The following is a 13,377-nucleotide window of genomic DNA, read 5'->3' on the forward strand; positions in this document are numbered from 1 at the left end:
GCAGGCAGCGGCTCAGATCCGGCCCAGCGCCTTGTCCACGCCCTTGTTGGCCAGCATGTCGGCACGCTCGTTGCCGACGTCGCCCGAATGGCCCTTGACCCAGCGCCATTCGATCACATGGCCCCCTTCGGCCACCAGCTTGTCGAGTTTCTGCCAGAGCTCGACGTTCTTGACCGGCTGCTTGGTCGAGGTGCGCCAGCCCTTGGCCTTCCAGCCGCGGATCCATTCGGTGATGCCCATGCGCACGTACTGGCTGTCCAGGTAGAGAATGACCTTGCAGGGCCGCTTGAGCGCGGCCAGGCCCTCGATCACGGCGGTGAGCTCCATCCGGTTGTTGGTGGTGTTGAGTTCGCCGCCGAACAGTTCCTTTTCGGTGGCGCCCGACTTGAGCCACGCACCCCAGCCGCCAGGGCCGGGATTGCCTTTGCACGCACCATCGGTGTAGATCACGACTTCGTTCAAAACGCTCTTTTCCTTCTTCTTCAATATTTCAATGTTCAATCGGCGCGGTCGGCCTTGGCCTTGTGCATCTTGCCTGCAATGGGTACCGGCGCGGTGGCGCGCGCCGCTGCACGGCGCCAGTCGGCGCTCAGCAGTCGCATGCCGCGCACCCGCTTGACGGCCACCAGGAAGTACGCCGCGCCGAAGATGGGCCACCAGCGCTCGCCGGCGGCGTCCATCCAGCGGCAGCGCTCGAGCCACGCCTCGCTGCGCACCGCGGGCCGGTAGACGCCGAAGCGCCCCGACTCCACCTCGAAGCTCAGGAGCCGCAGCCAGTCGCGCATGCGCCAGTAGCCGATGAACTCGCCGCCCTCGGGCAGAAAGAGATCGCCGAGGCCGAGCCGGCGGTACAGGTGCGCGCGGCGCTGCCGCATGCCCCAGAGGCTGGCCGGATTGAGCCCGCAGATCACCACGCGGCCCTCTGGCACCAGCACCCGCTCCACTTCGCGCAGGGCCGCATGGGGGTCCTGGCTCAGCTCCAGCGCATGCGGCAGCACCACCAGGTCGAGGCTGTTGGCGGCAAACGGCAGCGCCGCAAAATCGGTGTACAGCGCAGCCCTGCCGGACGGCTGGCCGGGGTCGGGCAGCGCCAGCCAACGGTGCGGCATGCGGTTGGTGCGCAGGCCATCGACCCCGGCGGCACCGAGCTGCAGCGCGTGGTAGCCGAAAACATCCGCCACGGCTTCGTCGAACTGGGCCTGCTCCCACGCGAGCAGGTAGCGGCCGGGGGGGGTCGCGAACCAATCCTGCAAACCTATAATTTGACCGCTCATGACCCTTGTTCCGCTGCCCGCCTTCGCTGACAACTACATCTGGATGCTGCAGGACGGGTCCAACGCGATCGTGGTGGACCCGGGCGACGCCCAACCGGTGTTCGACGCCTTGGCGCGCGACAAGCTGCAGCTCGCCGCGATTCTAGTCACGCACCATCACCCCGATCACACGGGCGGCGTGGCCGCGCTCCATGCCGCCACCGGCGCGCCGGTCTTCGGTCCGGCACGCGAACGCATTCCGCAGCCCTTCGAGCCGCTGTCGCATGGCGACACCGCCAAGGTGCTCGGGCTGCGCTTTTCGGTCATCGACGTGCCGGGCCACACGGCCGGCCACATCGCGTACTTCCTGCCCGCAAGCGCAGGCCGGGCGCCGCTTCTTTTTTGCGGCGACACGCTGTTCTCCGGCGGCTGCGGCCGGCTGTTCGAAGGCACGCCAGCGCAGATGCTGGCCTCGCTCGATGCGCTGGCGGCGCTGCCGGGCGACACCCGCGTGTGCTGCGCGCACGAATACACACTTGCTAACCTGCGTTTCGCCCGCGCGGTGGAACCCGGCAATGCCGATCTGACTCAGTACAGCGCGCACTGCGAAAGCCTGCGCGCGCAGGGGCGGCCCACGCTGCCCTCGCAACTGGCCACCGAACGCCGGATCAACCCCTTTCTTCGCAGCCGCGAAGCCACTGTCCTTAGAGCGGTGCGCGAGCACGCCGAGCTTTCCGCCGATGCGGCCGAAGCCGAGGTGTTCGCTGCGCTGCGCCAATGGAAAAACGACTTCCGATGAAACTTATCGCTGCTGTCTGCCTTGCAGGCTCACTGTTGCTCGCGGGCTGCGCGGGCACCAACAGCCCGTCTTCCTCCTCCACCACCGCATCCGCGCAATCCACCGCCGGCGGCACCGGTGCCAAGGCCTCCGGCAGCGCGGCGCCGGTCTATCCAGGCGGCCCGCTCACTCCCATCACCAGCAGCGAAGCCCATTCGCAGAGCGTCGTCACGCTCGCGCCGCCCGCCGACATGTGGGACCGCATCCGCCGCGGCTTCAAGATGCCGAACCTCGAGAGCGACCTGGTGCGCGACCGCGAGCAGTGGTATGCCAGCCGGCCCGACTACATCCAGCGCATGACCGAGCGCTCGAACAAGTACATCTTCCACATCGTCGAAGAACTCGAGCGGCGCAACATGCCGACCGAACTCGCGCTGCTGCCGTACATCGAGAGCGCGTTCAACCCGCAGGCCATTTCCAGCGCGCGCGCCGCGGGCATGTGGCAGTTCATGCCCGCCACCGGCACCGACTTCGACCTCAAGCAGAACATCTTCCGCGACGACCGGCGCGACGTGGTGGCCTCGACGCGCGCCGCACTCGACTACCTGCAAAAGCTCTACGGCATGTTCGGCGACTGGCAGCTCGCGCTGGCCGCCTACAACTGGGGCGAAGGCAGCGTGAGCCGCGCCATCGCCAAGAACCAGCGCCTGGGCCTGCCCACCACCTACAGCGACCTTTCCATGCCGGCCGAAACGCGGCTCTACGTGCCCAAGCTGCAGGCGGTGAAGAACATCGTGGCCAATCCGCAGGCGTTCAACACCGAGCTGCCGCTGATCGCGAACCACCCGTACTTCCAGACCGTGACGCTCACGCGCGACCTCGACGTCGAACTGGCCGCCAAGCTCGCCGACATCCGCCTCGAAGACTTCCGCGCCCTCAACCCGGCCGCGCACAAGCCGGTGCTGCTGGCGGCCGGCACGCCCCAGATCCTCTTGCCCTGGGACAACGCGGCCGTGTTCCAGCGCAACTTCGATGCGTACTCGCAAGGCCAGTACGCCAGCTGGACGGCATGGGTGGTTCCCAACACCATGACGGTGGCCGATGCGGCCCAGCGCTCGGGCATGAGCGAGGCCGACCTGCGCGCGCTCAACAGCATCCCCCCGCGCATGCTCATCAAGGCCGGCTCGACGCTCATCGTGCCGCGCGGCGCCCGCGTCAAGGAAGACGTGACGGCGCTGGTGGCCGACAGCGGCCACCTGAGCTTCCAGCCCGAAATCGTCAATCGCCGCACCACCGTCAAGGCCGGACGCAACGACAGCGTGGCCAGCATCGCGCGCCGCTACAAGCTCAAGCCCGACAGCGTGGCCGAGTGGAACGACGTCAAGCTCAACCATTCGTTCAAGCGCGGCTACAGCGTGGTGGTGTACCTGCCGGTCCGCGCTGCGCCCGAAGCGCGCGTCGGCACGGGCGCGGCACGGGCGCACGGCCGCACCTCCGTTGCCGACAAGCGCGGCGGCAGCCAGGTGAAAGCGGTTGCCGCACGCGGCCGCAACGTGGTGGTGAAGACGCCTGCAGGCAAACAGGTGGTGCGCGAGAAGCGCGGCGGCACGCCTTCGAAGAAAAAGCGCTGAGCCTTGCCTGCCGGGCCGGCGGCAACCGAAGCGCGGGCGCTAGAGCTTTTCGGTTTCGCCGCTGCGCGGCTGCCACTTCATGAGGCGCTTCTCGATCAGGCCGACCAGGCCGTCGAGCAAGAGCGCAAAGGCCGTCAGCACCACGATGCCGGCAAATACGGTGTTCACGTCGAAGGTGCCTTCGGCCTGGAGGATCAGGTAACCCACGCCGCGCGCCGAGCCCAGGTACTCGCCGACCACCGCGCCAACGAAGGCCAGGCCCACCGAGGTGTGCAGGCTCGAGAACACCCAGCTCGTCGCGCTCGGCAGGTAGACCGTGCGAAGCAGCTGCCGCTGGTTGGCGCCGAGCATCTTCGCGTTGGCCAGCACCACCGGGCTCACCTCGCGCACGCCCTGGTAGACGTTGAAGAACACGATGAAGAACACCAGCGTGACGGCCAGCGCCACCTTGCTCCAGATGCCGAGGCCGAACCACAGCGCGAAGATCGGCGCGAGGATCACGCGCGGCATCGAGTTGGCGGCCTTGATGTAGGGATCGAGGATCAGGCTGGCAGTGGGTGCCAGCGCCAGCCAGAGCCCGCAAGCCAGCCCGAGCACGGTGCCGATGCCGAAGGCCAGCACCGTCTCGAGCAGCGTGGTGCCCAGGTGCCGGTAGATGTCGGCATTGCCCTTCAGGCCTTCAGGAAACAGCAGATTCGGCGGCACCTCGAACGGCAGGAACCAGCTCCAGATGCGCCCCGCCACCTGGATCGGCTCGCCCAGGAAAAAAGCCACCTGCTGGTTGCGCGACGCCAGGTGCCAGCCCACCAGGATGATCGCGAGCAGCACCAGCTGCCAGAAGCGCGCGTTGCGTTCGTTCAGGCGCGGCATCATGCGGCCTTCCTGAGCTGCTGCGCATAGCCCTTGAGCACTTCGTCGCGCAGCACCTCCCAGATCTGGGTATGCAGCTCGACGAAGCGCGGCTGCGTGCGCACCTCGGCCACGTCGCGCGGGCGCGCCAGGTCGATGGCGAACTCGCCGATCGGATGCGTCGCCGGGCCCGCCGACAACACCACCACGCGGTCGCTCATTGCAATCGCTTCATCGAGGTCGTGCGTGATGAAGAGCACGGCCTTCCGACCTTGTGAGCCCCGGGGCGCTGCGCGGCTCGGCGCGCTCCAGATGTCGAGCACCTCGTTTTCCATCAGCTGGCGCGTCTGGATGTCGAGCGCGCTGAAGGGCTCGTCCATGAGGATGATGTCGGGGTCGAGCACCAGCGTCTGCGCGAGCGCCACGCGCTTGCGCATGCCGCCCGAGAGCTGGTGCGGATAGCGGTCGCCAAAGCCCGAGAGACCTACGCGCGAAAGCCAGGCCTCGGCCTGCCCGCGTGCATCGGCGTCGGGCACGCCGCGGTACTGCAGCCCCACCATCACGTTGTCGATGGCGCTTCGCCACGGCATCAGCGCCTCGGTCTGGAACATGTAGCCGGCGCGCGCGTTCACGCCCGCCAGCGTCTGGCCGAAGACCTTGATGGTGCCCGACGAAGGTTCGAGCAGGCCCGCGCCCACGTTCAGCAAGGTCGACTTGCCGCAGCCCGTGGGACCCACCACCGAGACGAATTCCCCGGCCCGCACGCGCAGCGTGGTGTCGGCCACCGCGGTGTAGCGCTGGCCCGGGTCGTCCTTCGAATGGAAGGTACAGCTGATGGAGAGAAGCTCGAGTGCGTAGTCGGACATGTCTGGCGAGAATTCTGGCATTGGCCGCCACAAGAAAAAACCCGGCCGAAGCCGGGTCGCGGGGACGTTCGGAGTCAGGCTTTGAACCTGTCTTTCGCGCGCCTAGCAAAATCGTTGGTGTAGGTCTTCATGAGGTCGATCTTGTCGGGCTTCACGGCCGTGTCGAAGCTCGAGATCGCGGTGAGCGCCGTCTTGGGACCGTCGGCCGGCACGAGGCCGTCGGTGGCGATCGATTCGCGCACCTTGTCGAAGGACGCGAGGTACAGCGCGCGGTCGCCGAGCAGGTAGGTCTCGGGCACCGTCTTGATGATGTCGCCGGGGCCGGCTGTCTGCAGCCACTTGAGGCCGTGGACGATGGCATTGGCCAGTGCCTGGCAGGTGTTGGGATTCTTCTGGATGAAGTCGACCGGCGCGTAGAGGCAGGCCGCGGGCATCGGTCCGCCGAACACCTGCTGCGTGCCCTTGAGCGTGCGCGTGTCGCTGATGATCTTCACGTCGCCCTTCTGCTCGAGCATGGTCATGACGGGGTCGGTGTTGCTGATGGCGTCGATCTGGCCCGAGCGCAGCGCCGTGAGCGCGCCGGCCGCCACGCCCACGCCGATGTAGCTCACGTCGCTGGCCTTGAGGCCGCCGCGCGACAGCACGAGATTGGCCACCATGTTGGTCGAGGAGCCCGGCGCCGAGACGCCGATCTTCCTGCCCTTGAGATCGGAAATTCCAGTGTAGCCCGCCATGTTCTTGGTCGACACGCCCACCGCGATCTGCGGCGCACGGCCCTGCAGCACGAAGGCCTGGAAGAACTGGTTCTTGGCCTGCAGGTTGATGGTGTGCTCGTAGGCGCCGGAGCACACGTCCGCCGATCCGCCCACCACGGCCTGCAGCGCGCGTGCGCCGCCTGCGAAATCGGAGATCTCGACGTCGAGGCCTTCGGCCTTGAAGTAGCCGAGCTGTTCGGAGATGGTGAGCGGCAAATAGTAGAACGCCGCCTTGCCGCCCACTGCAATGGAAATCTTCGTCTTCTCGAGCTTGGCTTGCGCAAAGACCCGCGGCAACGCAATGGTTGCCGCAGCGACTGCGGAGACTGTCATGAGGGTTCTGCGGTGGAGCATGGAGCAATCCTGCGGGCGCTTGATTCTGGTGGACTGAATCGAGCTTAGGGGTGCGCCCCCGTTGCCTGCATCGGGGTCATCCCGTGCGGGTTTCCACGTAAGCATGAAGGCCTCCACGAGGCCTGTGCCGAATGGCCTGCTGCGCACTGGCGCAGAGGCTTTTATCGCTCTTAGCGCGCGATAAAAAGGATCGCGATATTGACCACGAAACCGAGCGCCCATACCGCACTGCGCACGGAGCCGATGCCCTTGATATAGACCGCGATATAGATCGCACGCAGTACGACATAGGCCGCCGCCAGCATGTCGAGCCGCGCCTGATTGGCGCCGAGCTGGTGCGCAATGATCACCGCGCCGATGAAGAACGGAAGGCCTTCGAAGCTGTTGGCCTGCGCGCTGTTGGCGCGCGCGCGCCAACCGCTCTGCTTTGCGGCCCAGTCGCGCGGCTGCACGTTGTCGCGCGGACCGAAACTGCCGGCCTTGGCGATCCATGCCGCGAGATACGGCAGGCCGCAGGCGATGAACACGCACCAGTAGGCGACGGTGAGCAAGGAAAGAGTCATGCGGGTTGTCTACGTTCGATGGAGAGCTGGCGCAGCGAACGAACGCCGCGCGCTATCGGCGGTCCACCAGGGCATGCGCGATGGTGCCGAGATCCACGTATTCGAGCTCGCTGCCGGCAGGCACGCCGCGCGCGAGGCGCGTCACGTTGAGGCCGCGCTGCCGGAGCGCTTCGCCGATCACGTGCGCGGTGGCTTCGCCCTCCGCCGTGAAGTTGGTGGCCAGGATGACCTCGCTCACGGTGCCGTCCAGTGCGCGGTCGAAGAGTTTCTGCAGGCCGATGTCCTTGGGTCCGATGCCGTCGAGCGGACTGAGCTTGCCCATCAGCACGAAGTAGTAGCCGCGGAAGGCCCCGGTGCGTTCGAGCGCGGCCTGGTCGGCCGGCGTCTCGACCACGCAGAGCTTGCTTGCGTCGCGGCGCGTGTCGAGGCACACGCTGCAGACCGGTGCTTCGGTGAAGGTGTTGCAGCGTTCGCAATGCCGCACGTTGCCGGCCGCCTGCTGCAGCGCGCGCGCAAGCAGCTGCGCGCCCTCGCGGTCATGCTGCAGCAAGTGGAAGGCCATGCGCGAGGCCGACTTGACGCCGACGCCGGGCAGGCGGCGCAGCGCATCGACCAGCGCATCGAGCGAACTGGCGTCGGCCATCAATGGCTCAGAACGGCAGCTTCATGCCGGGCGGGAGGCCCGGCATGCCTGCGGTGAGCTTGCCCATCTTCTGCTCGCTGGTTTCCTCGGCTTTGCGCACCGCGGCATTGAAGGCGGCGGCCACCAGGTCTTCGAGCATGTCCTTGTCGTCGGCCAGGAGGCTCGGGTCGATGGTGATGCGCTTGACGTCGTGCTTGCAGGTCATCACGACCTTCACGAGGCCCGCGCCCGACTCGCCTTCGACCTCGATGGTGGCCAGTTCTTCCTGGGCCTTCTTGAGGTTGTCCTGCATTGCCTGCGCCTGCTTCATGAGGCCGGCCAGTTGTCCTTTGTTGAACATCGTTGGTCCTGATTGGTTGGAATGGGGGAAGGATAAGAGAGATGGCGGCCGATGCCGAATGCCGCAGGAGCCGGCACGGTTTTTCAGTGGCGTTCCGTCAGGCGGGCTTGAGTGTTCCAGGCACGATCTTCGCATCGAATTCGCGCATCAGCATCTGCACTTCGGGATCGCTGCGGATGGCCTCCTCGGCCACGCGCTGGCGCTCGTCGGCCGCCTGCTTGTTGCGGCGCGCGGGGCTGTCGACCACGGCGCCGATCTCGATGGCGAGCTTCACGCCGTGACCCAGCGCGGCCAGTGCATCCGTGAGCTTCTCGCGGGCCGAAGGCTGGTTGAGCAGCTCGCGCTCGACGCGAAGTATCCACTGGTCGACGTCGCGCGCCACCAGCTGCGACTGCAGCGCGAGTTCGCGCGCGAGGGCGTTGATGCTCTCGGCCGCGATCATCTGCGTGACCGTGGCGTGCCAGAAGTCGCCGTCCTCGCTCGGCGGAATGGGCGGTGCCGGGCCGCGCTGCTCATCGGGGCGCGGCGCGTCGCGCTGGCTCGGCGGCGGCTGCACGCGCATGGGAACGGCAAGCACCCGGGGCGCCTCGGCAGCCGGCGAGGGCTCAATTTCTGCGGAAGGCCTGGGCCCGTTTGGCCGCACGGGCTCGTTGACCACGGCCAGGCGCTGGCCGGCCGGCGCCGGATTGGATCGAGGAGGCACCGGCGCAGCGACGGAAATCGACGCTGGCGGCGCGACGATCGCCGCCGTGTCTTGATGAGCCGGCGCTACGGGCGCAGGGACCGAAGCCGCCCGGGCGGCTTCATTCAGAGTTTTTTTTTCCGCGGAGGCCGAAGAAGCGGCCGCGTTGGAAGGCTTGAAGGCCAGGAGCCTGAGCAGCACCATGGTCAGCGCCGCGTACTCGTCGGGCGCCAGCCCCAGCTCGCTGCGCCCGTGCAGGCACAGGCTGTAGAGCAGCTGCGTTTCGTCGGCCGGCATCAGCGACGCGAGGCGCGCCGTATCGGCCGCGTCGGGATCGGTGGCCGAATCGGCCGATTCCGCCCGCGACGGCACCGCCTGCAGCACGGCCATGGCCTGCAGCACCGCGGTCATTTCTTCCAGCGTGGACGCGGCGGACATGCCGTCGCGCCGCAGCGCCTCGGAGGTGTCGACCACCGTCCTGCCATCGCCCAGCGCCAGCGCCTCGATCAGCTTGAACACATGGCCACGGTCCACGCTGCCGAGCATCTGGCGCACGCCGGCTTCGAGCAGTTCGCCGTTGCCGAAGGCGATGGCCTGGTCGGTGAGCGACAGCGCGTCGCGCATCGAGCCGCGTGCCGCACGCGCCAGCAGGCGCAGCGCCTGCGGCTCGGCCGGCACCTGTTCGGCCTGCAGCACGCCCGTGAGGTGCTCCAGCACCGTCTCGGGCGCCATCGGCCGCAGGTTGAACTGCAGGCAGCGCGACAGCACCGTGACCGGGACCTTCTGCGGATCGGTGGTGGCCAGAACGAACTTGAGGTATTCCGGCGGCTCCTCGAGCGTCTTCAGCATCGCGTTGAACGCGGTGTTGGTGAGCATGTGCACTTCGTCGATCATGAAGACCTTGAAGCGCCCCTGCACCGGCTTGTAGACCGCCTGCTCGAGCAGCGACTGCACCTCGTCCACGCCGCGGTTCGATGCCGCGTCGAGCTCGGTGTAGTCGACGAAGCGGCCCGAATCGATGTCCTTGCAGGCCTGGCACACCCCGCAAGGCGTGGCCGTGATGCCGCCCTGCCCGTCCGGGCCCTGGCAATTGAGCGACTTGGCCAGGATGCGTGAGACGGTGGTCTTGCCCACGCCCCGCGTCCCGGTGAAAAGATAGGCGTGATGCAGGCGCTGCGTGGTCAACGCGTTCTCGAGCGCCTGCACCACATGCCCCTGGCCAACCATCTCACCGAAGGTTTTCGGACGGAACTTGCGAGCGAGCACGAGATAAGACATTGCGGGCATTCTAAAAGGCGCTGCACCGGCCTCGCCTTCACCCCCCGATCAAAAAAAGACCTGACTTTTCGTGGGACACCGAGGAACCGGCTTCGCCGGGCCTCTGGTGTCGCCCCCAGCAGGGGGGTGGGCGAAGCGACACGAAGTGCGCGCAGCCTGGGGGGTTACAATACGTGCTGACGGGCCTCCCTGCATGGTGAAGTGGCCAACCGGGTCAGGTGGGGAACCAAGCAGCCCTAACTGCGTAGTCAGTGCCAGGGGTAAGGCTCGTCAACCTAACATCAAAGATACGAGGCATGGCAGGCAGCCACCTCACCGGCGCTGAGTCCTCAGCCGCCGCATCCAGCTAGCCCATCTGCCGCAGTCCGGCCATGACCTCTTCGGCCGGCGGCAACTCGCTGGTTCGCCAGACCAGCCGGGCCTGACGATCGAACAGATAAACCTGGCCGGTATGGCGGTCGCCCGCTGCCGCGCCTCCCGTGAACAGCGAGAACATCGACTCAAGCGCCTCGGGGGCTGGCGCCGCCGCGCTCCACGTTGGCCTTGCGCCGAAGCGCCGCAACCAGGCGCTCAGTGCCACAGGGTCGTCGGCCAGCGGGTCGATGCTCAGCGACAGCAGGCGCACCGCCGTGTAGCGCTCCGACAGCAATGCCGCCTGCAGCGTCGAGAACAAGGCTCCCTGGATCGGGCAGACCGTGCTGCATCCGGTAAACATCAATTGAACGGCGGTTGGGGCGCCTCGTAACTGCGCCGCAAGCATCGGTGTGGCGCCGTCGTGGCGCCGCAGCGGCAGGGCCGGAACCGACACCGCCGGCAGCACCGGTCCGATGCTGGTGTTTGCGCGCGCCGCAGGCACACCCAGCCACGCCAGTGCACCGGCGGCAAGCAGGCGCCGGCGCCCGCGGGATGCAACCCGCGAGGATATGAAGGGGCCCCGCGCGTTCATTGGGTTCATTGAGAAAGGGCTTGCGTCAGGTAGTCCCACAACGCCGCGCACTGGTCTTCGTCGGCATCGAAGCGCGGCATGGCTCGGGGCAGCGTGACATGGGCCGGGTCGATGCCGGTGCGCAGCGTGCGGCAGAAGGATGTGCGCTCGTACGCGACAGGCGGGCCGCCGCGGCGCGGGAGGATTTCGCGCAATTGGCGCCGGTCGAGCAGCGGCGCGAAACCGGAGACAGCGGCAGTGGACTTGCCGGGGCCCGCGTGGCACTGGATGCAGCGCGTCGCTGCGCCCGGCAGCGGCGCGCTGTGGCCGGACAGCGTGCCGGCGAGCGGCTCGGTGCCGTCGAACAGGCGGGCGCCACGCGCCACGGAGGAAGGCACGGCGGCTTCCGGCTTTGCGGACCGCTCCGGACCAACGGCCAGAGCGGTTCCGAGCGCGAGTACCAGCATCATCATCATCGAAAGCCTCGGCTTCGCGAAGCGCCGGGCCGCTACCGGATGTTGATGGTGCGCGCCACGCTCGGCACGCCGCTGCTGTCGAGTGCGAACAGCATGTAGTTGCCCGGCAGCACGGTCCCGTGATCGGTCGGAATGCCCAGCTGGTAGCTGCCTGCCGTGCCCGTGAATGACAGCGGGATGCGGCGCTGATCGGTGTTGACCGAGTGAGTGGCCGATGCCATGCGCACCAGCGCAAACTGGGCCGCCGCGCGGTCGGTCGCCACGGTGATCTGGCTCCCCCATGTGGCGCTGGCCGGCGCGGCCGTGATGGCCGGGCGGGACGCCGGCGAACCGTCGCTCGCCAGCAGGTACGGTGGCGTGTAGATCTCCGCATCCGGGTGGTCGCCCGCACAGTCGCACAGCCCGCCGCCGCCCGCCAGCACGCGTCCGTCCAGCAGCAGAAGGGCCACGCTGTGATAGTTGCGCGGTTTCTGCATCGGCGGCACCGTGATGAAGCTCTCCAGCACCGGGCTCCACAGCTCGGCCGCCAGCACACTGTAGGAGTCGGAAAACGGAACGGGCTGCGTCTGTCCGCCTATCACGAACACCTCGCCGTTCGGCAGCACCACGCTGTTGACGAAGGTTCGGGCATAGGCCATCGGCGAAAGCTTGCGCACCGTGGGCGCCGCCGGCGCGCCAGCGCTGATGTCGATGATGTAGGCGGTCTTGAAGGCGTCGCCGCTGTCGTGGTTGGGCGCGCCGCCGAGCTTGAGGATCTTGCCGATGTCGTACATCACGGCGCTGGCGGTGATGGCATAGGGGTCGTCGCTGCGTAGCCCGGCCTGCAGGATGGCGCCGCTGCCGCGCGTGTCGATCCAATGCATTGCGGCAGCAGGCCCGGCGTGGAATACCCAGCCGTTGGCGGCGCCGAACAGCCACATGTGGTTGTCGCCCCGGTAGACCCCGGCCGCGTCCGGGCCGGCCAGCGGTGGGTCCGAGACATTGCTCGCATCGGGCATGTTGGCCGGTACGTCGGACAGCGTGCGCCAGGTCTTGGTGGCGGCCGACCACACCTCGCCGTACTTGCCGCCCTGCCCGCCGTTCCACGAACCGCCGACTGTGAACACGGAGCCGTCGGACATCGTCGTGCTCGCCTGGTAGGCACGTGCAATGCCGAGTTGCGCACCCGTCACCCAGCCGCCCAGCGCCGGGTCGTAGATCGAGGTCTTCGTCGCATCGCTGCCGCCGCTGACCAGCACGCTGCCATCGGCCAGCATGCTCAGGCCAGGGCAGAACATCTGGTGGCCTGTGGCCGTGACCACCAGCGGGCTGGCGCTTCGCGTGACGGGGTCGAACACCGAGGTGTAGGTGTACGCCTCGCTGCTGTTCGTGCTGAAGCTGGTGGGCGAGCGGGCTGCCCACAGCAGCAGCTTGCCATCGGGGAGGTTGGCGGCCGATGCGGGCACGAGTGGCAGCGCGATCAGATCGGACCAGGGCTTGACCGCGGCGGTCGATTGCGCCGCGGTGTATCCGGCTGCCGTGAACAGGTACTCGTTGGCCGGCAGCCACTTCCCCTTGAATCGGGAGCGCAGCCGGACCACGAGCCCCGCGCCGTCGATGGGAAGGTTGTTCACCGTCAGCGTTGTCGCACTTGTCGACGTGTCCACCACGGGTGTCGCCGAGGAGGCCGACAGGATCGTCAAGCCGTACTGGGTGGCACCCGTGTTGTTCCAGACGAAGGTCGCGCTGCGGGTGGCGAACTTGGTGCCGGGGGACGGACTGGTGAGGGACGCCGGCTGTCCGTCTGGTGGCACCGGCTTGCTTGCCGATGCGGAGGACGTGCCCGCCAGCTTCGGATTTGCGCCCTGCGCGCGGGCGCCGCCTCCTGCGTCACCGCCTGACCAGACCAGGAACACCAGGGATGCATAAGCAAGCCCGCGCGCGGCGCGCGGCGATGGAACGCTGGTCATCGCTGCTCCTTTATTTTTGTCAGGTCGCAGCTTAT

14 protein-coding genes and 1 other RNA gene are annotated in these 13,377 nt (G+C 67.6%); 3 read left to right on the top strand and 12 right to left on the bottom strand.

Going from position 1 to position 13,377, the window contains the following annotated elements; genetic code table 11:
* Positions 1 to 12 precede the first annotated feature (12 nt).
* Both rnhA and VPA02S_RS00820 read right to left on the bottom strand, forming a co-directional pair.
* Positions 13 to 462, bottom strand: coding sequence for a ribonuclease HI (gene rnhA, locus VPA02S_RS00815; protein ID WP_012747450.1), 450 nt, complete (start codon positions 460 to 462; stop codon positions 13 to 15).
* Positions 463 to 497: 35 nt separating this feature from the next.
* Complete coding sequence (locus VPA02S_RS00820) at positions 498 to 1,253, bottom strand: class I SAM-dependent methyltransferase (RefSeq protein ID WP_018906116.1); 756 nt, start codon at positions 1,251 to 1,253, stop codon at positions 498 to 500.
* A gap of 19 nt (positions 1,254 to 1,272) precedes the next feature.
* On the opposite strand from VPA02S_RS00820, the gene gloB reads away from it, so the two are divergent.
* Positions 1,273 to 2,052 carry a hydroxyacylglutathione hydrolase gene (gloB, locus tag VPA02S_RS00825; protein WP_062361492.1) on the top strand — a complete coding sequence of 260 codons (780 nt, stop codon included), beginning with the start codon at positions 1,273 to 1,275 and terminating at the stop codon, positions 2,050 to 2,052.
* Positions 2,049 to 3,662, top strand: coding sequence for a transglycosylase SLT domain-containing protein (locus VPA02S_RS00830; RefSeq protein ID WP_018906118.1), 1,614 nt, complete (start codon positions 2,049 to 2,051; stop codon positions 3,660 to 3,662). Before gloB ends, VPA02S_RS00830 begins: the two co-directional genes overlap by 4 nt.
* A gap of 39 nt (positions 3,663 to 3,701) precedes the next feature.
* Here the strand turns inward: VPA02S_RS00830 and VPA02S_RS00835 are convergent, their stop codons facing one another.
* The 7 genes from VPA02S_RS00835 to dnaX all read right to left on the bottom strand — a co-directional run bounded on the left by VPA02S_RS00835 (position 3,702) and on the right by dnaX (position 9,992).
* On the bottom strand, positions 3,702 to 4,535 hold the full coding sequence (locus VPA02S_RS00835) for an ABC transporter permease (RefSeq protein ID WP_018906119.1): 834 nt from the start codon (positions 4,533 to 4,535) through the stop codon (positions 3,702 to 3,704).
* Positions 4,532 to 5,377 carry an ABC transporter ATP-binding protein gene (locus VPA02S_RS00840; protein ID WP_018906120.1) on the bottom strand — a complete coding sequence of 282 codons (846 nt, stop codon included), beginning with the start codon at positions 5,375 to 5,377 and terminating at the stop codon, positions 4,532 to 4,534. Before VPA02S_RS00840 ends, VPA02S_RS00835 begins: the two co-directional genes overlap by 4 nt.
* 74 nt (positions 5,378 to 5,451) lie before the next feature.
* Positions 5,452 to 6,486: an ABC transporter substrate-binding protein gene (locus VPA02S_RS00845; protein WP_018906121.1), complete on the bottom strand. Its 1,035-nt coding sequence runs from the start codon at positions 6,484 to 6,486 to the stop codon at positions 5,452 to 5,454.
* Positions 6,487 to 6,656: 170 nt separating this feature from the next.
* Complete coding sequence (locus VPA02S_RS00850) at positions 6,657 to 7,049, bottom strand: MAPEG family protein (protein ID WP_012747443.1); 393 nt, start codon at positions 7,047 to 7,049, stop codon at positions 6,657 to 6,659.
* Positions 7,050 to 7,101: 52 nt separating this feature from the next.
* A complete protein-coding gene (gene recR, locus VPA02S_RS00855) occupies positions 7,102 to 7,692 on the bottom strand; it encodes a recombination mediator RecR (RefSeq protein WP_018906122.1) in 591 nt (196 codons plus the stop codon).
* Between the two features lie 7 nt (positions 7,693 to 7,699).
* Positions 7,700 to 8,032: a YbaB/EbfC family nucleoid-associated protein gene (locus VPA02S_RS00860; protein WP_012747441.1), complete on the bottom strand. Its 333-nt coding sequence runs from the start codon at positions 8,030 to 8,032 to the stop codon at positions 7,700 to 7,702.
* A 97-nt stretch (positions 8,033 to 8,129) separates the two neighbouring features.
* Positions 8,130 to 9,992, bottom strand: coding sequence for a DNA polymerase III subunit gamma/tau (dnaX, locus tag VPA02S_RS00865; protein ID WP_018906123.1), 1,863 nt, complete (start codon positions 9,990 to 9,992; stop codon positions 8,130 to 8,132).
* Positions 9,993 to 10,170: 178 nt separating this feature from the next.
* Between dnaX and ffs the strand changes: the two genes are divergently transcribed.
* An RNA gene (ffs, locus tag VPA02S_RS00870) (signal recognition particle sRNA small type) lies at positions 10,171 to 10,267 on the top strand.
* 71 nt (positions 10,268 to 10,338) lie between these two features.
* On the opposite strand, the gene VPA02S_RS00875 is transcribed toward ffs, so the two are convergent.
* Genes VPA02S_RS00875 through VPA02S_RS00885 form a run of 3 tightly spaced genes read right to left on the bottom strand, consistent with a single transcriptional unit; the run spans position 10,339 to position 13,342 of the window.
* Positions 10,339 to 10,947: an SCO family protein gene (locus tag VPA02S_RS00875; RefSeq protein ID WP_051128040.1), complete on the bottom strand. Its 609-nt coding sequence runs from the start codon at positions 10,945 to 10,947 to the stop codon at positions 10,339 to 10,341.
* Positions 10,944 to 11,393, bottom strand: a complete 450-nt coding sequence (locus tag VPA02S_RS00880; RefSeq protein ID WP_018906125.1) for a hypothetical protein — start codon at positions 11,391 to 11,393, stop codon at positions 10,944 to 10,946. The genes VPA02S_RS00875 and VPA02S_RS00880 overlap by 4 nt, the downstream gene beginning before the upstream one ends.
* A gap of 32 nt (positions 11,394 to 11,425) precedes the next feature.
* The gene (locus VPA02S_RS00885; protein WP_018906126.1) at positions 11,426 to 13,342 is read right to left on the bottom strand and encodes a galactose oxidase-like domain-containing protein; all 1,917 of its coding nucleotides are present in this window, start codon (positions 13,340 to 13,342) and stop codon (positions 11,426 to 11,428) included.
* Positions 13,343 to 13,377 lie beyond the last annotated feature (35 nt).

Origin of the sequence: Variovorax paradoxus NBRC 15149 (assembly GCF_001591365.1) — a bacterium.
GTDB classification, from domain to species: Bacteria; Pseudomonadota; Gammaproteobacteria; order Burkholderiales; family Burkholderiaceae_C; genus Variovorax; species Variovorax paradoxus.